Genomic DNA, 24726 nt, shown 5'->3' on the forward strand with positions numbered 1-24726 from the left:
CCCGCCGCTCCGGTCCGGCACGAGCCTGCGGAACCGGATCGCCCCCGGACCAGCGAGTGGCCCGCCACCGGAACCGCCGCACCGACCAAGGCGGACGATTCGAAGCAGAGTGCGAGCTCCCGGCTGCTCAGCGACTCGGGATCGATCGCGTTCGCGACGCTGATCAGCAGAATCACGGGTTTCGGCAAGCAACTGATGCTGCTGACCGTGCTCGGCCCCGCGATCGCCAGTGCGTTCACCGTCGCCAGCCAGATTCCGAACATGATCGCGGAATTGGTGCTCGGCGCGGTGCTCACCGCGATCGTGGTGCCGACGCTGGTGCGCGCGGAGCAAGAGGATCCCGATCGCGGGGCGGCGTTCGTCCGGCGCTTGGTGACCGCGGCTTTCGTGGTCCTGGCCACCGCCGCACTCCTGGCGACGGCCGCGGCGCCGGTACTGACCACACACGTCTTCCTGCCCGACGACGGCCAGGTCAACACAGCGCTCACCACGGCGCTGGCGTTCCTACTGTTGCCGGCGATCCTGTTCTACGGCATGTCGGCGCTACTCACGGCGATCCTCAACACCCGGCAGATGTTCAAGCCCGGCGCGTGGGCCCCGGTGCTGAACAACCTGGTCGTGCTGACCGTGCTCGGCTTGTACGTCCTGATGCCAGGGGAGATCACGCTCGATCCGGTCCGGATGAGCGACCCGAAGCTACTGGTGCTCGGCGTCGGCGTAACGATCGGCGTGGTGGTGCAGGCGGTCAGCCTCGTCCCGGCGATCCGCAGGGCAGGCATCGACTTGCGCCCGCTGTGGGGGATCGACGCCCGGCTCAAGCAGTTCGGCGGGATGGGCGCGGCCATCATCCTGTACGTGCTGATCAGCCAGGCGGGCTTCGTCTTCGCCACGCGGATCTCCGCGCATGCCGACGAGGCGGGTCCGGCGATCTACAACAACGCGTGGCTGCTGCTGCAACTGCCCTACGGCGTGCTCGGTGTCACCGTGCTCACCGCGATCATGCCGCGGCTGAGCCGCAATGCCGCCGCGGACGACACGCCCGCGGTGGTCGACGATCTCTCCGCCGCCACCCGGTTGACCATGATCGCGCTGGTCCCGGTAGTCGCCTTCCTCACGCTGGCCGGTCCGCAGGTCGGGCAGGCCCTCTACGGCTACGGAAACTTCGGATCCGACGCCGAACGTCTCGGGCTCGCGGTCAGCTGGTCGGCGTTCGCGCTGATCCCGTACTCGCTCGTGCTGATCCACCTGCGGGTGTTCTACGCCAGGGAGCAGGCGTGGATCCCGACCTGGATCATCCTCGGCATCACCGCCGCCAAGATCGTCTTCTCGGCGCTGGCTCCGGTGCTCACCGACGCGGAGCACGTGGTGATCGCGCTCGGCGTCGCGAACGGACTCGGCTTCGCGGTCGGCGCCGTGGTGGGCGGTTACCTGCTGCACCGCAGTCTGGGTGATCTCCGGATGGCCAATGTCGGCCGTACGGTGACGCGTGTCGTACTTGCGTCGCTCGCGGGCGGCGCGGTGATGTGGATCGTGGATCGGGTACTCGGCTTGGATCGCCTGACCGCGTCCTTCCACGGACCGGGTTCGCTGATCCGGGTGGCGATCACCGCGATCGTCATGTTCGCGGTGGCCTTCGGTCTGATGCGACTCGCCGGTATCCCGGAGATCGTCGCCATCACCGTGGCCATCTCGCGGCGCCTCGGCTGGACCCCGCCCGCGCCGGATCTCGACCTGGAAAGCCCGGTCGAAGATCCCTACGTCACGCAGGTACTGCGCAGGCCCGACTCGTATCTGGACTACCCGCGGTTCGATCCGTACATGGACGCCCAGACCATGGTGCTGCCCGTGATCAGACCTGATGCCGTTGACCGCACCGGCATGGGTGAGTTCCCGTACCCTGTTCGGCAGAGAAGCACAAGTGGCGAATTCGCCGGAACCTCGACATATCAGGGCGAAGGAGGACCGAGGGTGAGCGACGACGCGGTGGGCGGCGTCCCAGCCGCCGATTCTTCTGTGACCACGCCCGGCGGACTGTTTACCGATGTTCCGCCGACCGCGGGGGAGCCGTTGGATCCCGCGTACGCGAACAAGGAGTCGGGCATGGGCGCACCGGATCAGGACGCGGCCAGACCGCAGGACAACCAGCTACCGCCGCGCGATCCGATGTACGACACGGGGATGATCCCCATCGGCTCGCCGGAGATGCCGCCGATGGGTGGCGAGAACCTGGGCGCCCGCCGGATACCGCGCGGCCCCAAGCTGATTCCGGGCGCCTCGGTGGCCGGCGGGCGCTACCGCCTACTGGCCGGTCACGGCGGCGCCCGCGGTCTGAAGTTCTGGCAGGCGCTGGACATCAAGCTCGATCGCGAGGTCGCGCTGACCTTCGTCGACGCCGACCAGAAGGCGACCGAGAACTCCGGCCAGGACGGCCCCCAGGCGATCCTGTCCCGGACGCTGCGTCTCGGCCGGATCAACTCGCCGGGTCTGGCCCGCGTTCTGGACGTCGTACGCGGTAGCTCCGGCGGCATCGTGGTGGCGGAGTGGACCCCGGGCCGTTCGCTGCGGGAGATGGCTGAGACGGTGCCGTCGCCGATCGGTGCGGCGCGCGCCATCCGCGCCCTCGCCTCGGCGGCCGAACTGGCCCACCGCGGCGGTGGGTCGCTGTCCATCGACCATCCCGACCGGGTGCGTATCAGCGCCTCCGGTGACGCGGTGCTGGCCTTCCCGGGCACCCTGTCCGACTCCGACGCGCAGTCCGACGTGCGCGGCCTCGGTGCGATGCTCTACGCGCTGATCACCGCGCGCTGGCCGATCCGCTCCGGCGGTGTCACCGGCGCCGCTGCGACGGTGGGCGGGCTGCGGCTGGCCGAATTCGGTCCGGACGGCACTCCGGTGGAGCCGAGACAGATCCGTCCGGAAGTGCCGTTCGAGATCTCCGCGGTCGCCGTGCGCTCGCTGGAGTCGAACAAGGGCGTGCGCACCGCGGCCACGGTTCAGCACGTGCTGGAGCAGGCGTCGGTGGTCGATCAGAAGACCGATTTCATCCCGGTGCTCCGGCTCGGCCAGCGCCCACCCTCGAATATGGACGACTCGCTCGCCGATCCGGAACTGCTCGCGGCCGAACGCGAACGCTCCCAGCGGATGATGTGGATCATGGTCGGCCTCGGCATCCTCGCCGCGCTGGTGGTCGGCATCGTGATCTGGTGGATGGTCAGTGTGTTCGCGCCCGGCGCTTCGGACGCGCCGCTGAACGAACAGCGCAACATCGGCCTGACCACGAACAACCAGCCCGCGCCGACGCCAGCGGCGGCGGGTCCGAACCTCACGCCGGCCGGTGTGCCGGTCCCGGTGACCGGTGTGTCGGTGTTCTCGCCGGAGGGCACCGCCGACGGCGTCGCCAACGTCCAGGCGGTGCTGGACAACGACCCGGGCACCCAGTGGCGCACCGATCAGTACTTCCAGCAGTTCCCGGCACTCAAGAAGGGGGTCGGGCTGCTGGCGACGCTGCCCGCCCCCGCCAAGCTCACCAATGTCTCGATCAACTCGCCCAGCGCGGGCACGTCGGTGGAGATCCGTACCTCGCCCACCGGCTCGCCGACGCTGGATCAGACCCAGCTGATCGGTTCCGCACGGCTGGACGACGGCGTCACCGACATCCCGGTGCGTGCCGACCAGGCCGCCCGCTACGTTCTCGTCTGGATCACCGGACTGGGGAACTCCGGAGGACAGTTCCAGACCGCTATCGCCGATATTCGCTTCGACGCCGCCTCTTAGGCCGGCTCCGCCGCGGCCGCACCCTCGTTCGTGCGGGCCGCGCACCGCGCGACGCCGACCGGCGCGCATTCCGCCGTTACCGGCCTCGATCAGCTGGTTGCTGCCAAATCGTTACGGACGCTATGATCTTCGGGCGCTCTCAGCAGGGGAGCTTCCCAGGTTCCGGTGTTTCGATCCTGGATGCTGCGAGATTTCGGTGACGGTCAAACCGTGCCCGTTGCCGCCGTGAGAGCTGTCCAAGGGGTTGGCATTTGTCGTCCGAAGTGAACGAGGAGTTCGGCGGGGGGACGTCGCGGCCGGTGGTGTGTCACGAGCGTTCGTTCTCACCCGACGAGTACACCGATGTAGAACTCTTGCGAGCGCATGTCCGCGGTCAACGGCACGCGTTCGCCGAGCTGCTGCGCAGGCACAACGATCATCTGTGGCAGACCGCGCTGCGCACGTCCTACACGCGCGAGGACGCGGCCGATTCGCTGCAGGACGCGCTGTTGTCGGCGCATCGCACGGCTGCCTCGTTCCGCGCGGAATCGGAGGTGCGCAGCTGGTTGCACACGATCGTGGTGAATGCCTGCCTGGACCGGATCCGGCGCAACAAGACCAGGCGCGCGTTGTCGCTGTCGCCGGAGACGATGCCCGAGCCCAAGCACGACCGCGACGAGATGGCCGAGGTGGAGATGTCGATGGTCATCGACCGCGCCCTGTTCTCGTTGCCTCCGGATCAGCGGACCGCGCTCGTCGCGGTCGATGTGGAGGGGTATAGCGTGGCCGAGGCGGCCGCCTTGCTCGGTGTGCCCGAGGGAACGATCAAGAGCCGGTGCGCCCGCGCGCGGCAGCGGTTGAAAGAGCGATTGGAATTTCTGCGTGATCCGGGGAACCGGAGGTAGTTGGGATGCGTCATTAACAGTGACGAACCACTGAACGATTCACAGGCAGCTCCCGACGGCGAGGGGCTTCCCGCGATGTCAGATGCGAACAACGGAGGTGCGATGGCGACCAGGTCCGTGCCGCAGCCCCCGTTCGCGTCCGAATTGCTGGCTGACCTGCACGCCGACAATGTGACGCCGCAGCAGCGCGAGCAGTTGTGGCCTGCGGTCTCGCGTGATCCGGAAGCCATGCGTTTCCTGCGTTCACTAGACGAGGTGAGCGCCGAGTTACGCACGCTCGGCCAGGATGAGCGCATCATTCATCCGATGCCGGAGGACGTGGTGACCAGGCTCGCGCTGTTCATCGACCAGCTCGAACCACCCGAGGATGCGCCGCCGCAGGATGCTTCGGTTCACCAGCTGCCGCGCGCGTCGGTAGGCGAATCCCAGGGCGAACCAAGAGATTCCGTATCCGCGCCGATCGCTCTCGACGAGCGTCGCCGCGGCAGGTTGCGCTGGTTCGCCGCGGCAGCCGCGACGATTGTCACAGTGGCGTGCGCGGGTGTGTTCGTTTCGACGATGCGCGACGGTGACGCCCCCGCGCCCACCACCGGCAACGACGATCTGGGCGAGGACCTCACCGTCACAGCCGCCCTCAGCGCGCTCGGCCGCCACAACGTCACCGGCTCGCTGGCCGGCCCGGGGGCGCTCGAGCGTTGTGTTCTGGCGAACGGACTCGACCGCACGGTGCTCGGTTCGACCGACATCAGGTTCCAGGGCGGCAACGCGGTGCTCATCCTGCTCAACGGCCCACGCCCGCCCAAGATCACCGCGCTGGTCGTCGGAACCGGTTGCGGTACAGGTGATCCACAGCGTAGAGCGCTGCAGGACATCGGCTGACGTTGCGACCTGGACCACGTGGGCGGTGTGACCCCGGCAACGCGGGAACAACAGCCATTACCCTGTTGTTGACCGACACGTCCGAACGAATCTTCCCGAAAGGGCCCCATGAGCGAGCGTAGCGAGCGAACAAGCGACACCGGCACGCGAGTTCGCGACCTGATCATCGTCGGCTCTGGACCTGCCGGCTACACGGCCGCCGTCTACGCGGGCCGCGCCGAGCTCCAGCCGCTGCAGTTCGAGGGGACCCAGTTCGGCGGTGCGCTGATGACCACCACCGAGGTCGAGAACTTCCCCGGCTTCCGCGAGGGCATCATGGGCCCGGATCTCATGGAGGAGATGCGCGAGCAGGCCAAACGGTTCGGCGCGGAGATCCGCACCGAAGACGTGGACGCCATCGACCTGACCGGCCCCGTCAAGAAGGTCGTCGTCGGCGGGGAAACCTTCGAGGCCTATGCGGTCATCCTCGCCATGGGCTCGGCCGCGCGCTACCTGAACGTTCCGGGTGAGCAGCGGTTGCTCGGCCGCGGCGTCAGCGCCTGCGCCACCTGCGACGGCTTCTTCTTCAAGGGCCAGGACATCGTGGTGGTCGGCGGCGGCGACTCCGCGATGGAGGAGGCGACCTTCCTCACCAAGTTCGCCTCCAGCGTCACCATCGTGCACCGCCGCGAGGAATTCCGTGCCTCCCGCATCATGCTGGAGCGCGCGAAGGCGAACGAGAAGATCAAGTTCCTGCTCAACGCCGAAGTGGCCGAGGTGCACGGTGACAGCAGCGTCACCCACCTGACCCTGCGCGACACCCGGACCGGCGAGACCTCCGACCTGCCCGCCACCGGCCTGTTCGTCGCGATCGGCCACGACCCGCGCAGCGAGCTCGTCAAGGGCCAGGTAGCGCTGGACGACGAAGGATACGTGCTGGTGCAGCACCCGACGACCGTGACCGACATCCCGGGCGTCTTCGCCGCGGGTGATCTGGTCGACCACACCTACCGCCAGGCGATCACCGCCGCGGGCACCGGCTGCCGAGCGGCCATCGACGCCGAGCGCTGGCTGGCCGAGCAGGGCGACATCACCTCGAACACCCTCGATCACGCGGGTGAGTCGGTGGCCGTCCCCGCCAACTGAGCTCGCGCCGTCCGAGCTGCTGATCTTCCGTTTCGCTGTATCGCAAGGAGAACATTCATGTCCAAGTCCGCCAACACGGTCGTCGTCACCGACGCGTCCTTCGCCGACGACGTGCTGCTGAGTGAGAAGCCCGTCCTCGTCGATTTCTGGGCCGACTGGTGCGGGCCGTGCAAGATGGTCGCGCCCGTCCTCGAGGAGATCGCGGGCGCGCACGCGGACAAGCTGACCATCGCGAAGCTGGACGTGGACGCCAACCCGAGCACCGCCCGCGATTATCAAGTCCTTTCGCTGCCCACTATGATGCTGTTCCGCGGCGGTAAGCCGGTCAAGCAGATCGTCGGAGCGAAGGGCAAAGCGGCTCTTCTGCGCGAACTCGAAGACATCATCTGACGACGCGATCCGACGACGCGCCGTAGGATGCCTGGACCCGGGATTCTCGAAACCCGGTCCGGGTCTGAGACAATCGACCGACGCTCCGGTCGTGCGAAGGTGTATCCCATCGCATGAGTGGGTACCCGCGGGTTGACGGAAGGAAAGGGCTCTCACGCATGCACCGACTTCGTCACGGCGATTCCGGTCCAGCCGTAGCAGAGGTTCGGAGCACCCTGGCAAGCCTCGGGTTCCTACACGCGCACGTCGGTACCGACCAGTCGGACGCACGCGAGTATTGGAAGGACACCGAAGTCTCCTTCGATCACTACCTCGACTCCGCGGTTCGCGCTTTCCAGCAGCATCGCGGTCTGCTCGTCGATGGCGTGGTCGGCCCGGCGACCTACCGGGCACTGAAGGAGGCGTCCTATCGGCTCGGCGCGCGAACGCTGATCTATCAGCTGTCCGCGCCGCTGTACGGCGACGATGTGGCCACGCTCCAGCGCAGGCTGCAGGACCTCGGCTTCTACGTGCACCGCGTCGACGGCTACTTCGGTCCGCATACCCATGACGGGTTGACCGCGTTCCAGCGCGAGATCGGGCTCTCAGCCGACGGCATCTGCGGTCCCGATACGCTGCGCTCGCTCGACCTGCTCGGCGCCAGGGTGACCGGTGGCAACCCGCACCGGATCGCCGAGGAAGAGGTCGTGCACCGCGCTGGTCCGCAGCTGACCGGCAAGCGGATCGTCATCGACCCTGGTCTCGGCGGTCCGGACAAGGGGTTCGGCGTGCCCACCGAATACGGCGACGTCTACGAGTCGGAAATCCTGTGGGACCTCGCGAGCCGTCTGGAAGGGCGGATGGCGGCCACGGGGATGGAAACCTTCCTGTCCCGTCCGTGGGGTGCCAACCCCACCGACGCCGAACGCGCGGACACCTCCAACGCGTTCGATGCCGACCTGATGATCTCGCTGCGCTGCGCCACCAATCCGAGTCCGCTGGCCAACGGCGTCGCCGGGTTCTACTTCGGCAACTCGCACGGCTCGGTCTCCATGATCGGCCAGGTGCTGGCCGGCTTCATCCAGCGGGAAGTCGTCGCGCGAACCTCGTTGCAGGACTGCCGTACCCACGCGCGGACCTGGGATCTGTTGCGCCTCACCAAGATGCCCACCGTACAGGTCGACATCGGTTATCTGACGAACGATTACGACGCCTCGGTGCTCACCAACCCGCGCATGCGCGACGTGATCGCCGAAGCCATTCTCGTCTCGGTGAAGCGGCTGTACCTGCTCGGCCAGGACGACCAGCCCACCGGCACATACACTTTCGCGGAATTGCTGGCCGAAGAGCTGGCCGCCGCCGACCGGATGTAGCCCGGTCCTCTCCGCAACGCGAAGCGCCCCCTGCCTTTCGGAATCGGCAGGGGGCGCTTCGATGTCTACCTCAGCGCGCCCCGATGCGGGTCGGCGCGGTCATGGATGCCGCCGCGAGCAGCTGGTCCAGCGCCCGTTCGACGTCTTCCTTCCAGCCGTGGTCGGAGTCGAGCTCCAACCGCAGGCGCGGGAAGCGGTGATGCGGGGCCACGACCTCGAAGCCCACGTCTTCCAGGAAGTCGGCGTCGATCATGCAGCCCTCGGGCGAGCATTCGGTCGCAGCACCCGCCGCGCTCGCCCCCTTGATCGGAGCGACGATCCGCTCCAGCAAAGTCATCGACCCGAACCGCTCGGCCAGCGCATGCGTCGGTGGTTCGGTGCGGATGCCGAATACCTCCAATGCGCGCACGCCGCGTCGCACCAGATCGGCTACCACGGCCTGGATCAGGCGGTGGGCAACGTCGGCATCATGGTAGGGGAATTCGGCCCGCAGCGTGGTCAGCAGGACCGCGTCCGGGCTCACGGGGGAGGTGGGGAAGAGCGTCGACCTCGGCACCGCGCTCGGCGGTGCGTAGAGGGCACAGCCGGCCACGTTGCCGTCCACGGTCGCTACCTGCCCGCACGACCCCCACTCCAGCATGACCGTGGACAGCCAGGCTTCCTTCTCGAAGACCGGATCGCTGAAGTTACGCGAATCCTCCGCCACCGCGGGGTCCATCTCCCAGAACACACAGCGGCGCGCATGCGCGGGAAGCATTTCCAGTCCGCCGAGGGTTAGTGCTGTGACGCTGGTCGACACCGCTCTGCTCAGCCTCCAGCTGTCCGATTCATCCACGCTCACGTCGCATCAAAGTTTGCTCGCCAGCAAGAATAAGCGATCAACGGGAACCCGCCTCATTCCATGTCGCTGTGCTGTTGGTCAGAAGAACTTGTGTTGCTTCGCCGCGGGCGATTCGCGCTCCGCGGCCGCGGGAATCCATGCCGTCACAGTGACGTTTCGGCCCGGTATCCACACCTATCGAAACCACAAGTTGAATTTCGTCACTTCTGTCACACGTTGGGTGCGTTCTGCTCCATCAGGGCGACGATGCGTTCGAGGTCTTCGACCGACCCGAACTCGACGACGATCTTGCCTTTGCGCTTGCCCATGCTCACGAGGACCCGGGTGTCGAAGGAGCCGGACAGTCGATCGGCCACGGCTTGTAAGCCTGGCATCTCGATCGGCTTGCGCCGGGCGACGGGAGAGGGCGCGGCCGCGTCCTGCTCTCGGTTCGCCAGCATGACGGCTTCCTCGGTAGCCCGGACCGAGAGTCCCTCGGCGACGATTCGGGCGGCGAGCACCTCTTGAGCGTCCGCACCCGCTTCGAGACCGAGCAGTGCTCGCGCGTGCCCGGCGGACAGTACGCCCGCCGCGACCCGGCGCTGCACCGGGATCGGCAACTTCAGTAGACGGATCATATTCGTCACCACCGGGCGAGAGCGGCCGATTCGGGCAGCCAATTCCTCGTGGGTGACGTCGAATTCCTCCAGCAACTGCTGATAGGCCGCCGCCTCTTCGAGCGGATTCAGCTGCACCCGGTGGATGTTCTCCAGCAGGGCGTCGCGCAGCATCGACTCGTCCGCGGTCTCCCGGACGATCGCCGGGATGGCGGCCAGGCCGGCCTCCTGACAGGCCCGCCAGCGCCGCTCACCCATGACCAGCTGATAGCGGTCCACGCCCGGTTCGGTCCGGCGCACCACGATCGGCTGCATCAGCCCGAACTCACGGATCGAATGCACCAGCTCGGCCAGTGCGTCTTCTTCGAAGACCGTGCGCGGCTGCTTCGGGTTCGGCTCGATCTGGTCCGGCGGGATCTCCCGGTAGCTGGCGCCGCCGACCTCGAGTTCGGCATTGTCCGCGGGATCGGGTACCCGATGCAGATAGGCGGAGGGGGGCTGCGGCCCGATCGGATCCAGACCGATGACACTCGCAGCGGCGCTGCTGAGACCCGGCGTGGCCGTCGGTGTCGTCGGGATCAGCGCCGCAAGACCGCGCCCGAGCCCACCCTTCTTAGCCTGACTCATCGGTCTACCGACCCCTTCCTCGTTCCGCCACCAAACCGGACTGTGCCGAGCGTCGACTCGGCTGACCGAGTCACTCCGCCGACTTCGCCGCGGCGGCGCGCGGAGCTATCGCGCGGGCCGCCATCTCACGTCCGGCATCCAGGTAGCTCATCGCGCCCCGGGAGCCTGGATCATAATCGAGCACCGTCATGCCGTAACCCGGCGCCTCCGACACCTTTACGCTGCGCGGGATCACCGACCGCAGCACGACGTCACCGAAGTGTCCGCGGACCTCCTCGGCGACCTGGTCGGCCAGCTTGGTGCGGCCGTCGTACATCGTGAGGATCACGGTCGAGACGTGGAGTTCCGGATTCAGGTGCGCCTGCACCAAGCCGATATTGCGGAGCAACTGGCCGACGCCCTCGAGTGCGTAGTACTCGCACTGGATCGGGATCAGCACCTCCTTCGCCGCGACGAGGGCGTTCACCGTCAGCAGCCCCAGCGAAGGCGGGCAATCGATCATCACGTAATCGATGTCGTATCCGGCGATATTCGCCTCCTGGATGGCGGCTTTCAGCCGACCTTCCCTGGCCACCATCGACACGAGTTCGATCTCGGCGCCCGCCAGATCGATGGTCGCGGGGATGCAGAGGAGGCGGTCGCTGTGCGGACTCGTCTGGATCGCGTCCCGGACCGAGACCTCGCCGATGAGCAACTCGTAGCTGGAGGGAACACCCGAATGATGCTCGATACCCAGGGCGGTACTGGCGTTGCCCTGCGGGTCGAGATCGATCACGAGAACCGTCATCCCCTGGTGTGCCAGGGCGGCCGCCAGATTCACGGCGGTGGTCGTCTTCCCGACACCGCCTTTCTGATTGGCGATGGTGATGATGCGTTGCTCGTGCGGTTTCGGCACAGTCACCTTTCCTGGATGGAGTACCTGACTTGCACGTTGCGCTTCGGCAGCTATCGGGGTCTCACTGGGGGAGATGTGCCCGAACGGTGTGCTTCCGAATGCCTCCGCGTCGAGATTGCTGGAGTCCAGCATCCCCGGCACGCGCGACGTCGTTTCCCGTGAAACATTCGCCGGACCGCTCGACATAGACAGCTCCTAACCCGAGAAACTTCAGAACACGCGCGCCCGACGGGACGGGTCGACACCATGCCAGCAACAGCCTTTGTCGGATCGAACACGATGCACAACCGGGTCCGCGGCGCCCGATCGACCGAGCGGAGCTGCTCGCCGCTGTGACAACCAGATCCCTCCGTGGCATCCACGCTCACGCCCGACGACCACTAGCTTGCCAGCACTGAGCGCTTTACGAAAGCTGAATCGCGGCGAGGCGCAAAGCGACACGCAAAACCGCACGATTTCACTCCAACGCGCCCGCTGTTTCACATGAAACATTGCCCGTGGACCGATGTTCCCGGCGGATCGGCAGCTGCCCGGACTGCATTCGATCGTCGGATACCGGATAGCTACTCGCAGCGCCGGTTTGGTTGTGCTGCCTTTGTGTACTCGGTTCGCATCCTCCGGTCCAGAGACCGCGCAACGATGTCATGGCTGCGACTGCACCTGATCGCGATACTCCGATCCTCGACTGTACGAACGAAAGCGGTGTCCGGGGACCATCCGGTGCCCCCGACGGCCGTCGCGGTCGCGGACACCAAGGCGCTCCTTTCGGATCGTGTGGACGACAGCGCCGAACGGTGGCGGTCGGCCGGGCAACCAGCGGCTCTTGAAAGCTAGGTCAAGGAAGCTGACCTCAGCTGGTGGCCAGCCAACATCGGCAGACTCCGAGCCGAGGAAGCGAGAGCCGCGTCCGCTTCTCCGACTCTCTCGCGGTAGTTCCGCTGGCGATGTTTCACGTGGATCATGCAGTGCGATCCTCCTGAACCTCTGAGCAGAAGCACCCGAGCCGGTCGCGCGACGTGCGACCGGTCTGCTCGCTCGGTTGTACCGTACGAACGAAGCGCCTTCCGGTGGTTCCAGAGCGTTGCGCTTCCCTCGGCACAGATCCCGCCTCCTCGCCCTCCCAACTCCCCACGCAGTGGAGAACACCGACTCGGCGGTGCCACGTTCACCGAGGTGACCTCGGTGGGCCGCCCGACGCGCTGATCTCGTCTGAAGAGCGTTCGCCGCAAGGTGCTGTCGAAGTAACCCTCGCACTGACTGTGTCACCTCAGTGCGAGGGCTGGTGGCGATGAGATTCGGCATCTGCGCCACTGGCCGGCCCTGATGATTCCGCCGCGCAACGCCGCAGGAAACGCGGCCTTCTCCGCACGAGGCGATAGCCAGGGAACGGGATGAAGAGAACCCGTTGCGCTCGAGAGAACCCGTTGCGCTCAAGAGAACCCGTTGCGCTCGGTGGGATGGCTTCATCGATTGGCTGTGCCCGTCCCGCGGGGAGAGTCGACCTGCCGGGGCTTGTCGGCCGACGCGACTGTGAGCGCGGGTCCGCAACGCGAACGGCCGCCGCGCTCTGATTCACGTGAAACATCCACGGCGATGTCGCGGGTTCGCTCGCGACCTGACAGAAGAAGGACTAGTCGTACCGCGTAGTCGTGCGACTGGATGGTTGGGGTGCGCCAGGTGGTCCGGGGGGGAGTTCGCGATCAGCCTGCGGCTGGGTTCAGTCTGCACACGTAATGGAGCGCACCTATGAGGTAGCGCCCGTGATCGGCCTGTAGCGGGTGATGGGCCTGGGCTTCTGATTGTCGTGCGCCGGATCGGCGTGTTCCACATCGTCGGCGCGCATCGCGGTTGCCGTGTGTCTGGATGCCTCGGGTGCTCTTCATGGGCCCGGTGGTCGGGTCCACCGGGGCGTCTGTGTTCGCCGGGTGGTCCAACAGGCGGGGTCGTCTGTGGCTGCGGTTTGAGCTTGCAACTGGGTAGGAACCGGAGGCGTCGAGGGGTTCTGCGCGCCGCAGCGGAGGACGACGCTTGGGAACGCAGTGGAGGCGTCACGTTCGTACGTTGCAACCGAGTTGTCCGGACGGGCGCCTCCTTGGGGTGCTGCTATCACGGCGGAGGAGTGATCGCACTGCGCGCTTCACGTGAAACATCGTCCGCCGGATCCGCCTCGAGAAGGTTGGAAGGCCGAGGCGGTTTCGCTTTCGCGACTCGACGGACATGCCGTGGTCGTCTTGCCTCCAGCTGAAGTCATTCTCTTTGACCTAGCTTTCGGGGGGCTGGGTGCAACGGCGCCATGGTTCGGCGCTGTCGTCCGCAGGAGCCGGATGGACAACCCGCACGCGGACGAGGTGGTCCGCAACCCGGGCTCCCTCGATGTCTCTTTCAACGCGATCAGCCGGAGATACAACTGCAAGCGCCCCGGGCGGAGCGATAGCTGGTTCACCGGGGTGGTCGACTCTTCCAGTGAACGATGATCGCGCTGCGCGATTGTGGCGCATGCGCGCTGGCTGAGATGCACGCGGGCTGCATGCATGGGGCGGGACTTCGCCGCTGCACTCGCGAAGTCATGACGATCGGCCGGTGCCCTAGTAGGCGGGCGCCTTGGTGGTCGGCATGCGCTGGATCATGGGTGTACGGCCGGGGTGTCCGTACTGCCAGGCAATGGATGTGCCACCACGTGGTCTGACGCTCTCGGGTGCTCGGCCTGCGATTGGGCGCTACCGGTCTCGCGGGCGGGATCGACGCGAGGATCGCCACTGTCGCCAGTGCTGCCGAGCCAGTCTCGATTCACGTGAAACATCCGAGACGGGGGGCCTCTGAAGGTCTCTAACCGTCGACGGTTCGGCGCGCCTTGATTCACGTGAAACATCGAAGGGTCGTGGACCGGTCTTCGGGTTCTCGCAGTCGCAGCGCTGCCACCGATGCGGCGAGTATGGACAGGCGGCCCAGGAACCTAACCTGGTGCACTCCAGAAAGAGGCGAAGTTCGAGCAGGACGTGAGGAAGGCCGACACGGAACCGATCAACGTCAAGCGGTCGCCGGTCTCCCGCTGCCACCGCTCGCGGTCGTACGGACAGGCGATGGATTTGCGACGGATGTGCGCCCGGTCTTCAGCCAGCGGCAGGACGAGGACGCCGGGCGCATTGGACGTAAGCGCAGGGCCCTCGCGCAATTCCGCTCTCGATCCGCCTGCAGCCCGCGACCATCATCGTGCCTGCAATCGAGCAAATTCCGAACTTGCTCGCTAACCTCACGGCCTGCAACCCCGCGTCATTCCGTCAATGTGACGAAACGACCCCAAGCTCCAGGCCGAAGCCGCGACCTTCGCGATCGAGCGCGGATAAACAGGTAGCGGGCAGTAGCCCACCGGCCCGAGCGACCCCCGCGCCCGCCTCGACTACCCAGCAGGTCTTACTCGCCCTTCCGCGCAGCCCTCTTGGTACGCCCGCTCTCCGTCGCTGCGGCTCGGGCCGCCTTCTCGCCGCGTTCGACCGCTCGTTCGGCGCGCCGCCTCGAAGTGCGCTCGGCGCGCGGGAGCCGCTCGGCGCTGATCACCATGGTCGGCGTGGAGACCAGGCCGGCGCCGCATTCCAGCACGACCGCATTGCCGGCCCCGGCTTTCGCCAGGGCCTCGCCATCGCGCGCGAGTTCCTCTGCGGCGCTAGCGCCCTTGAGCGCGAGCATGTGCCCGTGGTCGCGGAGGAGGGGAAGGGACCACTGGGCGAGTTTCCCGAGCGGAGCCACCGCACGGGACGTGACGACATCCGCGCCGCCGGCTTCCTTCATCACACCGGACTGTTCGGCGCGCCCGCGTACCACAGTGACGTCCAGGCCGACGGCTTCGATGAACTCGCTCAAGAAGATGGTTCGGCGCAGCAGTGGTTCGACCAGGGTGATCCGAAGGTCCGGCCGCGCGATGGCAAGCGGGATGCCGGGCAATCCAGCGCCGCTGCCGATATCGACTACGGACGCGCCTTCGGCGATCAACTCACCGAGTACCGCGCAGTTGAGGATATGGCGATCCCAGAGGCGAGGCACCTCGCGCGGACCGATCAGCCCGCGCTCCACGCCCGCGGTCGCGAGTGCCGTGCAATATCGACGCGCGAGATCGAGTCGGTCGCCGAAGACGGTGGCCGCCGACACGGGTGGCTCCGACTCCGCGGGCACCGCGGTGGTTCCACCGAGATCTCGTTCCACGTGAAACATCCTTCCGAACTCGGGTCATCTACGTGCGAGCAATCGGGCACCGGACACGAACAAGGCCCCCGGTCCGGAGACCAGAGGCCCTATCCAACCACTACCCAGGCGGGGCGCGAAACATGCCGCCCGCTTCGGGAATACCGTCGCTCAGCCGGGAACGACCACCACGTGGCGGTTCGGTTCGACGCCCTCGCTCTCGCTGCTGACGCCTTCCACCGCGGCCACGGCGTCGTGCACGATCTTGCGCTCGAACGGAGTCATGGGCGCGAGCGGCTCCGGCTCACCGGACTCCAGCACGCGCTGCGCCGCAGCCGCGCCGAGTTCGCTCAGTTCGGACCGCCGCTTCGCCCGCCAGCCCGCCACGTCCAGCATCAGTCGGCTGCGCACTCCGGTCGTCTGCTGGACGGCGAGGCGAGTCAGTTCCTGCAGGGCGTCGAGCACCTCGCCGTTGCGTCCGACGAGCTTCGTCAGGTCACGGCCGCCGTCGATGCTCACCACGGCACGGTCGCCTTCGACGTCGAGATCGATGTCGCCGTCGAAGTCGAGCACGTCGAGCAACTGCTCGAGGTAGTCGCCGGCGATCTCGCCTTCCTCGATGAGAGCTTCCTCGGTATCACTCACGGCATCGCCGGTGTCCGCCCCGGCGTTCACCATCGTCGTCGCCACGGTGGCGTCCCCTCCGTCGGTCTCCACAGTCATTTGATTTCCTTCATCTGCTCATCGCGCGCGCCGGGCAATCGCCGCCGGGCGGTATTCGCGATCAAGGGTTGCTCAGTGCTCCAGGCGGGCGGCTCGTCCCGCCGATCATGAGGTCAGCGCCTGCGCTTCTGGTTCGCCCTGCCCCGGTTGCCCGGCCGTTTCTGGCCCGCTGGACGGCGTTGCCCCGATGCCTGCTTCGGCGGCTTAGCGGTGCCGTTCGTCGACGGAGCAGCGGTGTCCTCGTCCGATGCGGTGTCGGTGGCGGCGGATGCCGGCTTCTTCTTGACGTTGACCGGTTTGGCGCCGGGCTTCGGCGCGTTCTGCGCGCGCTGCTCCAGCTTCGCCTGCTTCTTGGCTTCCTCTTCCTTCTCCATGCGACCGAAGACGAGGTGCTGCTGCCCGTAAGTCCAGATGTTGTTGGCGACCCAGTAGAGCAGGATGGCGATCGGCAGGAACGGACCACCGACGAGCACGCCGAGCGGGAACACCCAGAGCGCGAGCTTGTTCATCATCGCGGCCTGAGGGTTGGCCGCAGCTTCCGGTGTCTGCCGCGCCACGGAAGCGCGCGCGTTGAAGTGGGTGGCCAGACCGGCGATGACCATCAAAGGGATCGCGACGAGTGCGATGCTCAACCGGCTCGGCACGCCGCCGTAATCGGCGAACGCCTGCAACTCGCTGACGGGTGTGGTGATGAACGCCGAGATCGGTGCGCCGAAGATGCGCGCGCTCAGGAAGGACTGGACGTCGGTGGCGCTGAACACATAGTTCGCGGTGTTCGCGTTCTGCTCGGGCGTGAGGCCCAACTGCCCGAAGCCGTGACCGGTCCGGTTGAACGAGCGCAACACATGGAAGAGTCCGAGGAAGACCGGCACCTGGGCGAGGATCGGCAGGCAACCCATCAGCGGGTTGAAGCCGTTCTCCTTCTGCAGCTTCTGCATCTCGAGCGCCATTTTCTGGCGATCGTTCTTGTACTTCTTCTGCAGCTCTTTGATCTGCGGCTGCAGTTCCTGCATCTGCTTGGTGGTGCGCACCTGCTTGACGAACGGCTTGTAGAGCACCAGACGCAAGGTGAACACCAGGAACACCACGGCCAGCGCCCAGGTGAGACCGTTGTCCGCGCCGAACGCGAACCCGAAGACCCGATGCCAGAACCAGAGGATCCAGGACACCGGGTAATAAATGAAGTCGAGCACGGCTCTATGCACTCCCGTCGTTCGTGTCGCCGATCACCGCGTGCGGCGATCCTTTACAAGCGTTCGGCTCCGACCGAGGTCCGGCGAGCAGGCTCGGGTCCTGCGGCGCCGTGTCGGTCGCTGCCCCGTCCGCCGGATCGGCGCGCACCGTGCTCCGCTTCCGTTCCGGGACGGGGTCCCACCCACCAGGGTGCCAGGGCGCGCATTTGGCCAAGCGCACGACCGTCAGTCCGAGCCCGATGAACATGCCTCGGGTGCGTAGTGCGGTCACCGCGTACTCGCTACAGGTCGGTGTGAATCGGCACACCGGCATGCGGGTGGGGGAGACGTAGGTCCGATACAGCTCGATCAGAAAGACCAGCACGTTCGCGGGCAGTCTGGCGATCGTCGCGGAGCGGCTCATGCCGAACCACCCGTTGCCACGCCCGGTGCGGCGCCGACGCCGAGCTTGCGCAGCGCGGTGCGCAGTTGGCGCAGCAGGTCCTCCGACGACGCCGTAGCCGCGCCCGGGAGCGCACGGATCACGACATCGGTCCCGGGCGGCACTTCGTCGACCACCTGGGCGCACATATGACGCAGGCGGCGGGCCACGCGATGTCGAATCACCGCGTTGCCCACCGCCTTGCTGACGATCAACCCGAAGCGCGGTCCGCCTACGCGAACCAGCACGTCGTCCGGGATCTGATCATGTCGTCCCTTCGCGCCCACACTTCCGTCATACCCGTGCGCGAGCGCATGCACGACCAGATCACGCCTCCCGATTCGCTGGCCGCGGCGCACCGTCCGGGAGAAGTCGGCACGATGATGCAACCGATACGGCTCAGGCAACACCCGAGCGTCCGAGAGCGAAGATCAGGCAGTGAGGGAATCGCGGCCCTTACGGCGACGCGCCGAGACGATGGCGCGGCCCGCACGGGTGCGCATCCGGAGGCGGAAGCCGTGAACCCGCGCCCGACGACGGTTGTTCGGCTGGAACGTCCGCTTGCCCTTGGCCACGGTCAACACTCCTCGAGTAGGCGGGCACCAGGTAGTGCCCGAAGCTTGTCGGTGATACGTGTATGCGCGAATGAATCGCAGGTCTGGTCATCATCGGCGCGCGTCGGTCCTGGCGCACAGTCGGTCGATCACGACCTAAACGCGGTCAGCACAAGACCGCCACCGCACCAAGGGGTGACTGTACGAGGGTACTGATCGGCTCGGGTCGGGTCAAACTCGCCCCACCCCATCGGCTCGGGCCCGGCGACCAGGCAGAACCGGTTCCCGCGTCAGGCGTTTTGGCAATGACCGTGACCTCGTCCACACCCCTAGCCATCGCGCGGCCGGGGCCAGTAGGCTGCTTAGCCAGGCGATTGCTACAGAACCGCAGGTCGTGGCGTTGCTCCTCTCGCGCGTACGCGCGTTCCACAGCTCCCCAGGGTTCTCCACATCTGTGGATAATTGTGTGGAAAGACCCCTGGAGTGGCATATTCGTAGGGCCGACGGTGCCACGCCGCTGTCCAGATGGGGGACCCGGGCAGCGTCCGAACCGGTTACGGACGTACGCAGGATCACGGGACCGACCAAGAGCGTCGCACTCCACGCGTGCCCCGGCCGTCTGCTCCTATCGACCTACTCCGGGGAGGAAACTGCATGGACGACGAGCAGAACGTGTTGGCCACCGTATGGCCCGAGGTTGTCACCGAGCTGACCACCGGCTCACCCGACGGCGCGATTCCTCCGGTGACCCGAGCACAGCAGGCCTGGCTGAAGCTGGTCAAGCCGCTGACGGTCGCACAGGGGTTCGCCCTGCTCTCGGTGCCCTCGTCACTGGCCCAGGAGGCCATCGAACGCGATCTGCGCGAGCCCATCCTCCGTTCCCTCGCCCGTCGGCTCGGTCCTCAGGTGGAAGGACTCGGTGTCCGCATCGCCGCCCCGACCACCCCGACCGTCGACCGGCAGAGCAACACGCCACGGCATGCGCGGATGACGAGCAGGCCCGAGCGCACCAGGGAAGGCCGCGGTCCCGCCGCCTATCCCGGTTCGGAATTCCCCGGCCGGGATGCCTACCCGGGGCCGCGTTATGCACAGCCCGCCGACTTCGCACAGGCGTCGCCGTATCACGACGGCTCCGACTACCCGGGCACCGAATACGGCCAGGACTTCGCACCGCCGGAGGAGTACCGCCAGTCCGATTACTCCCACGCCGACTACCCGCCGCGCGGCGAGTACTCCACGACGGCCGAGCTGCCGACGGTGTCCGGGCCGGACGTCGCCCCCCGCCGCGAACCCGGACTTCCGCCGCGCCGGGAGCCGGCCATCCCGCCGGGGCAGGAGTCTTTGTTCAATCCCGAACCGTCCCCGGGCGGCATGCGCAATCCGATCCGTGCTCAAGTACGCGAAAACACCGACGACGACACGGGTCTGGCACACGATCCGGTGCGTGAGCCCGTGGGTGACCACCCGCGCGGCGATCACGACGACGAGCCCGTGGTGAACGTCCGTAACTCCTGGCCGACCTACTTCGCCAAGTCGCAGGAAACGCCTGCTCCTTCGACGTCCTCGGCCAGCCTGAACGCGAAGTACACCTTCGAGACCTTCGTCATCGGCGCGTCCAATCGCTTCGCCCACGCTGCCGCCGTCGCCATCGCCGAAGCGCCGGCCCGCGCCTACAACCCGCTGTTCGTCTGGGGCGCTTCGGGGTTGGGCAAGACCCACCTGCTGCACGCGGCGGGCCACTACGCGCAGCGTCTGTTTCCCGGGATGCGGGTCAAATACGTTTCGACCGAAGAGTTCACCAACGACTTCATCAACAGCCTGCGCGACGACCGCAAGGTGGCGTTCAAGCGCCGCTACCGCGAGACCGACATCCTGCTGGTCGACGACATCCAGTTCATCGAGGGCAAGGAAGGCATCCAAGAAGAGTTCTTCCACACCTTCAACACCCTGCACAACGCGAACAAACAGATCGTCGTCTCCTCGGACCGTCCGCCCAAGCAGCTGGCCACGCTGGAGGAGCGGCTGCGGACGCGATTCGAGTGGGGTCTGATCACCGACGTGCAGCCGCCGGAGCTGGAGACGCGCATCGCCATCCTGCGCAAGAAGGCGCGGATGGACCGGCTCGATGTGCCGCACGACGTGCTGGAGCTGATCGCCAGCCGGGTGGAGCGCAATATCCGGGAGTTGGAGGGCGCGCTGATCCGGGTGACCGCGTTCGCCTCGTTGAACGGTCAGCCCCTGGATCTGCCGCTGGCCGAAGTGGTGTTGCGCGATCTGATGCCGGACACCGCGACACTGGAGATCAACGCGGCCACCATCATGGCCGTCACGGCGGAGTACTTCAACACCACCTTGGAAGAGCTCACCGGTCCCGGCAAAGCGCGGCCGCTGGCGCAGGCCAGGCAGATCGCGATGTACCTGTGCCGCGAGCTGACCGATCTGTCCCTGCCGAAGATCGGGCAGGCGTTCGGTCGCGACCACACCACGGTGATGTACGCGGAGAAGAAGGTGCGCAAGGAGATGACCGAGCGCCGCCGCGTCTACGACCAGGTGCAGGAACTCACAGCCCGGATCAAGCAGCGCTCCCGCTGAGCTCTATACACACCTGAGCACCGCCCCTGACCTGGGGCGGTGCTTTTTTGTGGCCTGTGGATTCCTCGAGGAATCCTTGTGGAGTCCTCGAGGAATCCACTGGTTTGTCCACCGATTCGTGCACAGGCTGGGGCGATGGCCCCCGCTAGTTCCCCCACAGGCCGAATTCAACAGTTTCCCCAGGCTCGATTGCGCACAGGCGCTGACCAGCGAAGTGTCCGGATCAGACCCTGTGGATTCCTCGAGGAGTCCATGTGGAGTCCTCGAGGAATCCTCGAGCTATCCACGATTTCGTGCACATATGTGAACAACCGGGTGAATCCGGTGGAACAACTCGAGGACTGCTCGAGGATGAATCTGGGACAACCTGGGAACTCCACAGACGCCTCGTGTTCATCCTCGAGACACCCCGTAGCCATCCCCACGGCACCACGCCGCCTGACCAGCGGATTCGGCCGCAGTCCACAGAATCCACAGTGCCTACTACTACTTCAGTTCTTCTCATTAGAGATCTCTCTTCAAAACAGGGTGTGTGGAAAGTCGGTCGAGCAGCGCACCTTCGGAGCCGGCCGGGTTTCCCGCAAGGACGACAGCGCGGACGGAACACGGACTCATCGATCCGACGGGCGATCGAGGTACGCGATCCGCCTCGGCACGGCGCGTGCGCGATCCCCACGTGGCTGCCCTCTCGTCCCTGCTCCGCACGCGCCGTCCGTACCGCCGGAGGGTCGGGCTAGGTGCGCGTGCCCCGCGCGGGTACGGTTTGATGTCGGTCGCCTGTGCCAGACTGCGAAGGCGGCCGATTCGGCAGGACCCTTTCGAGCACCGACACTGACGAGCCGACAACAGATCACGGAACCGGGAGAGGACAGATCGGGCCATGGAGCTTGCAAGCATGAAGTTTCGGGTCGCCCGCGAGGATTTCGCCGAGTCCGTCGCCTGGGTGGCGCGCAGTCTTCCGTCCCGGCCTCCGGTTCCGGTACTCGGCGGTGTACTGCTGGTCGCCGACGAGGACGGTCTCACCGTGTCCGGCTTCGACTACGAGGTCTCCGCGCAGGTGCGGGTCGCGGCCGAGGTCGCGGGCCCCGGCCAGGTGCTCGTCTCCGGTCGTCTGCTGGCCGACATCACCAAGGCGCTGTCCAACAAACCGGTCGACGTCTCGGTGGACGGCACCCGCGTCCTGATCGCCTGTGGCAGTGCGAAGTTCTCCCTGCCCACCATGCCGGTCGAGGACTATCCCCAGCTGCCCGAGGTGCCGCAGCAGACCGGTGAACTGAGTGTGGAGGTCTTCGCCGAGGCGGTCGGCCAGGTCGCCGTTGCCGCGGGCCGGGACGACACCCTCCCCATGCTGACCGGTATCCGGGTGGAGATCGAGGGATCGCAGGTCGTTCTCGCGGCGACCGACCGGTTCCGCCTCGCCGTCCGGCACATCGAATGGCAGCCCGCCCGCGCCGACATCGAGACTTCGGTGCTCATCCCGGCCAGGACGCTGTCGGAGGCCGCCAAGACGCTCGGCCCCTCCGACGCGCCCGTTCAGCTGTCCCTCGGCTCCGGTGCGGGGTCGGACGGACTGCTCGGCATCGTGAACGCGGGCCGCCGGACCACCACCCGCCTGCTCGACGCGGAATTCCCCAAGTTCCGCCAGTTGCTCCCCAAAGAGCACACCTCGATCGCCACCCTCGCCGTGGCCGCGCTCACCGAGGCGATCAAGCGCGTCGCGCTGGTCGCCGAGCGAGGCGCCCAGGTGCGGCTGGAGTTCTCCACCGACGGCGTGCTGCTGTCCGCGGGCGGTGACGACGCGGGGCGGGCCGAGGAGTGGCTGGAGGCCGATTTCCGCGGCGAATCGCTCACCATCGCGTTCAATCCCGGTTACCTCATCGACGGCTTGTCCGCGTTGCACGCGGATCGGGTCACCTTCGGATTCACCACACCGAGCAGGCCGGCCGTGCTGCTGCCCGCGTCCGAGGAAGAGCCCGAGGTGCTCGATTCCGGGACGTTCGCGGCGCTGGCGAGTCCGTACATCTACCTGCTGATGCCGGTCCGGCTCCCGGGCTGATCGCCTGTGCACGACCGGGTATCGTGCGGATCCGCGCCGCGTGATCCAGTGCGGGTGAGCGGCCACGTCGCTGGAGAATCCTCAGCGACGTCGGAGAACTCGGTTTCGGCGGGTCTGGGGGCAGACGTTATCCACAGGTGTTCCACAGGGGTGCGGCACACCGCACGGCATCCGTCGGACGCGGCGCCGACGTGCCGTTCGGCGGAAATGTCCGCTTCGGCCCAGGCAGGGGCACGATAGCGGATGTTCGTCCGAACTCTGTCGGTGCGTGACTTCCGCTCGTGGGAGTATGCGGAACTCGAATTATCCCCAGGTCGAACCGTTTTCTTGGGATCGAATGGCAACGGTAAGACAAACCTGCTGGAAGCGATCGGCTATCTGGCCACCCTGGGGTCCCATCGTGTCGCGACGGAAGCTCCGTTGATCCGCACCGGGACCGAGCGGGCCCGGATCGGCGCCACGGTGGTCAACGCCGGCCGCGAGCTGCGCATCGATGTCGAGCTGAACCAGGGCAGCCCCAATCGCGCGCAGATCAACCGCTCACCGGTCCGCCGGACCAGGGAGATCCTGGGGATTCTGCAGACGGTGCTGTTCGCTCCGGAGGATCTCGCACTGGTACGCGGCGATCCCGGGGAACGCCGTCGATTCATGGACGAGTTGTGCACAACCCGCCTGCCCAGATTGGCCGCGGTCCGTGGCGACTACGACCGGGTCCTGCGCCAGCGTTCGGCGCTGCTGAAAACCGCCGGGCGGCAAGCCAGGTCGAAGGCGGATCTCAGCACCCTCGACGTCTGGGACGGCCACCTGGCCGAGCATGCCGCCGTCCTGCTCGCACAGCGGCTGCGCTTGGTGCACGATCTCGCGCCTTATCTCGCCCGGTCCTATGCCTCGATCGCTCCGGAGTCGCGGCCGGCCTCGATCGTCTATCGCAGTGCGGCGCTGCCCCCGGAGTTCCTGGATCCGGCCAGACCGCCACGCCCGGAGGACACCGGGGAACTGGAGGCGATCGTGCTGCGCGAACTCGCCGCCGCCCGACCGAAGGAACTCGAGCGCGGGGTGTGCCTGGTCGGCCCGCATCGCGACGAACTGGACCTGATGCTGGGGGATTCCCCCGCGAAGGGATTCGCCAGCCACGGCGAATCCTGGTCGTTCGCGCTGGCCCTTCGGTTGGGCGCGTTCGAACTATTGCGTGCCACCGGCGCCGAACCGGTACTGCTGCTCGACGATGTGTTCGCCGAACTCGATCGCCGTCGCCGCGCCGCGCTCGCGGCCGTCGCGGCGGACGCGGAGCAAGTGCTGATCACGGCGGCCGTGCCGGAGGACGTGCCCGCCGAGCTGGCTGCCGTGCCGCTGCGGGTGGAAACCGCGGGCGGCCCCGATAGCCGTGTTTCGCGGATCGTCGCGCCGGGCTGGTCCGAGAGCGGCGAACCGGGGAACGACGATGCCGAGTATCCGCCGCTCGGGCGAGAGGGAGATCCGCTCACCGGTGCGCCGGAATCCCGCACACCATAGTTATCCACAGGAGGAATGGACAGGTGAACCGAGCGTCGGCGTCGGCCGCTCCCGTCCACTACAGTGACCTGTCGTCGGGAAGACCGGTCGAGCTTTCACCAGCCGAATCCGATTCCCTAACACCTGTGGAAAACTT

18 protein-coding genes are annotated in these 24726 nt (G+C 66.8%); 9 read left to right on the plus strand and 9 right to left on the minus strand.

Annotated features, from left to right (window positions below; translation table 11 throughout):
- The 6 genes from ON19_RS00005 to ON19_RS00030 form a co-directional block, all read left to right on the plus strand.
- A partial coding sequence (locus ON19_RS00005; protein ID WP_063709370.1) for a murein biosynthesis integral membrane protein MurJ occupies positions 1–3774 on the plus strand: 3774 nt, incomplete at its 5' end.
- A gap of 302 nt (positions 3775–4076) precedes the next feature.
- Positions 4077–4658, plus strand: coding sequence for an RNA polymerase sigma factor SigM (sigM, locus tag ON19_RS00010; RefSeq protein WP_051168383.1), 582 nt, complete (start codon positions 4077–4079; stop codon positions 4656–4658).
- Positions 4659–4760: 102 nt separating this feature from the next.
- Positions 4761–5537 (plus strand): RsmA family anti-sigma factor, encoded by a 777-nt coding sequence (locus ON19_RS38580; RefSeq protein WP_157229544.1) that lies wholly within the window; start codon positions 4761–4763, stop codon positions 5535–5537.
- A gap of 108 nt (positions 5538–5645) precedes the next feature.
- Positions 5646–6662 carry a thioredoxin-disulfide reductase gene (gene trxB, locus ON19_RS00020; protein ID WP_043684332.1) on the plus strand — a complete coding sequence of 339 codons (1017 nt, stop codon included), beginning with the start codon at positions 5646–5648 and terminating at the stop codon, positions 6660–6662.
- Between the two features lie 57 nt (positions 6663–6719).
- Entirely contained in the window at positions 6720–7052 is a 333-nt protein-coding gene (trxA, locus tag ON19_RS00025) for a thioredoxin (RefSeq protein ID WP_043684334.1), read from the plus strand.
- A 158-nt stretch (positions 7053–7210) separates the two neighbouring features.
- Positions 7211–8404, plus strand: a complete 1194-nt coding sequence (locus ON19_RS00030) for an N-acetylmuramoyl-L-alanine amidase (protein ID WP_043684337.1) — start codon at positions 7211–7213, stop codon at positions 8402–8404.
- Between the two features lie 70 nt (positions 8405–8474).
- Here the strand turns inward: ON19_RS00030 and ON19_RS00035 are convergent, their stop codons facing one another.
- The 9 genes from ON19_RS00035 to rpmH all read right to left on the minus strand — a co-directional run bounded on the left by ON19_RS00035 (position 8475) and on the right by rpmH (position 18451).
- Positions 8475–9203: a hypothetical protein gene (locus ON19_RS00035; RefSeq protein ID WP_043684340.1), complete on the minus strand. Its 729-nt coding sequence runs from the start codon at positions 9201–9203 to the stop codon at positions 8475–8477.
- Positions 9204–9454: 251 nt separating this feature from the next.
- Positions 9455–10468 carry a ParB/RepB/Spo0J family partition protein gene (locus tag ON19_RS00040; protein WP_043684343.1) on the minus strand — a complete coding sequence of 338 codons (1014 nt, stop codon included), beginning with the start codon at positions 10466–10468 and terminating at the stop codon, positions 9455–9457.
- A 70-nt stretch (positions 10469–10538) separates the two neighbouring features.
- Complete coding sequence (locus tag ON19_RS00045; RefSeq protein ID WP_227954959.1) at positions 10539–11495, minus strand: ParA family protein; 957 nt, start codon at positions 11493–11495, stop codon at positions 10539–10541.
- A gap of 3279 nt (positions 11496–14774) precedes the next feature.
- Positions 14775–15569, minus strand: a complete 795-nt coding sequence (rsmG, locus tag ON19_RS00055) for a 16S rRNA (guanine(527)-N(7))-methyltransferase RsmG (protein ID WP_083899050.1) — start codon at positions 15567–15569, stop codon at positions 14775–14777.
- Between the two features lie 141 nt (positions 15570–15710).
- On the minus strand, positions 15711–16217 hold the full coding sequence (locus ON19_RS00060) for a Jag family protein (RefSeq protein WP_051168384.1): 507 nt from the start codon (positions 16215–16217) through the stop codon (positions 15711–15713).
- A gap of 158 nt (positions 16218–16375) precedes the next feature.
- Positions 16376–17455 (minus strand): membrane protein insertase YidC, encoded by a 1080-nt coding sequence (yidC, locus tag ON19_RS00065; protein ID WP_043684354.1) that lies wholly within the window; start codon positions 17453–17455, stop codon positions 16376–16378.
- 4 nt (positions 17456–17459) lie between these two features.
- Entirely contained in the window at positions 17460–17858 is a 399-nt protein-coding gene (gene yidD, locus ON19_RS00070) for a membrane protein insertion efficiency factor YidD (RefSeq protein ID WP_043684357.1), read from the minus strand.
- On the minus strand, positions 17855–18286 hold the full coding sequence (gene rnpA / locus ON19_RS00075) for a ribonuclease P protein component (RefSeq protein ID WP_043684360.1): 432 nt from the start codon (positions 18284–18286) through the stop codon (positions 17855–17857). Before rnpA ends, yidD begins: the two co-directional genes overlap by 4 nt.
- A gap of 21 nt (positions 18287–18307) precedes the next feature.
- Positions 18308–18451 (minus strand): 50S ribosomal protein L34, encoded by a 144-nt coding sequence (gene rpmH, locus ON19_RS39855; protein ID WP_003942540.1) that lies wholly within the window; start codon positions 18449–18451, stop codon positions 18308–18310.
- A 633-nt stretch (positions 18452–19084) separates the two neighbouring features.
- On the opposite strand from rpmH, the gene dnaA reads away from it, so the two are divergent.
- From dnaA to recF, 3 genes are all read left to right on the plus strand, one after another.
- On the plus strand, positions 19085–21022 hold the full coding sequence (gene dnaA / locus ON19_RS00080; protein WP_043684363.1) for a chromosomal replication initiator protein DnaA: 1938 nt from the start codon (positions 19085–19087) through the stop codon (positions 21020–21022).
- Between the two features lie 880 nt (positions 21023–21902).
- A complete protein-coding gene (dnaN, locus tag ON19_RS00085; RefSeq protein ID WP_043684366.1) occupies positions 21903–23078 on the plus strand; it encodes a DNA polymerase III subunit beta in 1176 nt (391 codons plus the stop codon).
- 243 nt (positions 23079–23321) lie between these two features.
- The gene (recF, locus tag ON19_RS00090; RefSeq protein ID WP_083899051.1) at positions 23322–24590 is read left to right on the plus strand and encodes a DNA replication/repair protein RecF; all 1269 of its coding nucleotides are present in this window, start codon (positions 23322–23324) and stop codon (positions 24588–24590) included.
- Positions 24591–24726 lie beyond the last annotated feature (136 nt).

This window comes from Nocardia abscessus NBRC 100374 (genome assembly GCF_000308455.1).
GTDB classification, from domain to species: Bacteria; Actinomycetota; Actinomycetes; order Mycobacteriales; family Mycobacteriaceae; genus Nocardia; species Nocardia abscessus.

Bases quoted from the DNA above. Each gene is read 5' to 3' on its own strand.
- ON19_RS38580 (WP_157229544.1), top strand. From the start codon at position 4,761: ATGGCGACCAGGTCCGTGCCGCAGCCCCCGTTCGCGTCCGAATTGCTG.
- trxB (WP_043684332.1), top strand. From the start codon at position 5,646: ATGAGCGAGCGTAGCGAGCGAACAAGCGACACCGGCACGCGAGTTCGC.
- trxA (WP_043684334.1), top strand. From the start codon at position 6,720: ATGTCCAAGTCCGCCAACACGGTCGTCGTCACCGACGCGTCCTTCGCC.
- ON19_RS00030 (WP_043684337.1), top strand. From the start codon at position 7,211: ATGCACCGACTTCGTCACGGCGATTCCGGTCCAGCCGTAGCAGAGGTT.
- ON19_RS00040 (WP_043684343.1), bottom strand. From the start codon at position 10,468: ATGAGTCAGGCTAAGAAGGGTGGGCTCGGGCGCGGTCTTGCGGCGCTG.
- ON19_RS00045 (WP_227954959.1), bottom strand. From the start codon at position 11,495: ATGCTGGACTCCAGCAATCTCGACGCGGAGGCATTCGGAAGCACACCG.
- rsmG (WP_083899050.1), bottom strand. From the start codon at position 15,569: ATGTTTCACGTGGAACGAGATCTCGGTGGAACCACCGCGGTGCCCGCG.
- ON19_RS00060 (WP_051168384.1), bottom strand. From the start codon at position 16,217: ATGGTGAACGCCGGGGCGGACACCGGCGATGCCGTGAGTGATACCGAG.
- yidD (WP_043684357.1), bottom strand. From the start codon at position 17,858: ATGAGCCGCTCCGCGACGATCGCCAGACTGCCCGCGAACGTGCTGGTC.
- dnaA (WP_043684363.1), top strand. From the start codon at position 19,085: ATGGACGACGAGCAGAACGTGTTGGCCACCGTATGGCCCGAGGTTGTC.
- dnaN (WP_043684366.1), top strand. From the start codon at position 21,903: ATGGAGCTTGCAAGCATGAAGTTTCGGGTCGCCCGCGAGGATTTCGCC.
- recF (WP_083899051.1), top strand. From the start codon at position 23,322: ATGTTCGTCCGAACTCTGTCGGTGCGTGACTTCCGCTCGTGGGAGTAT.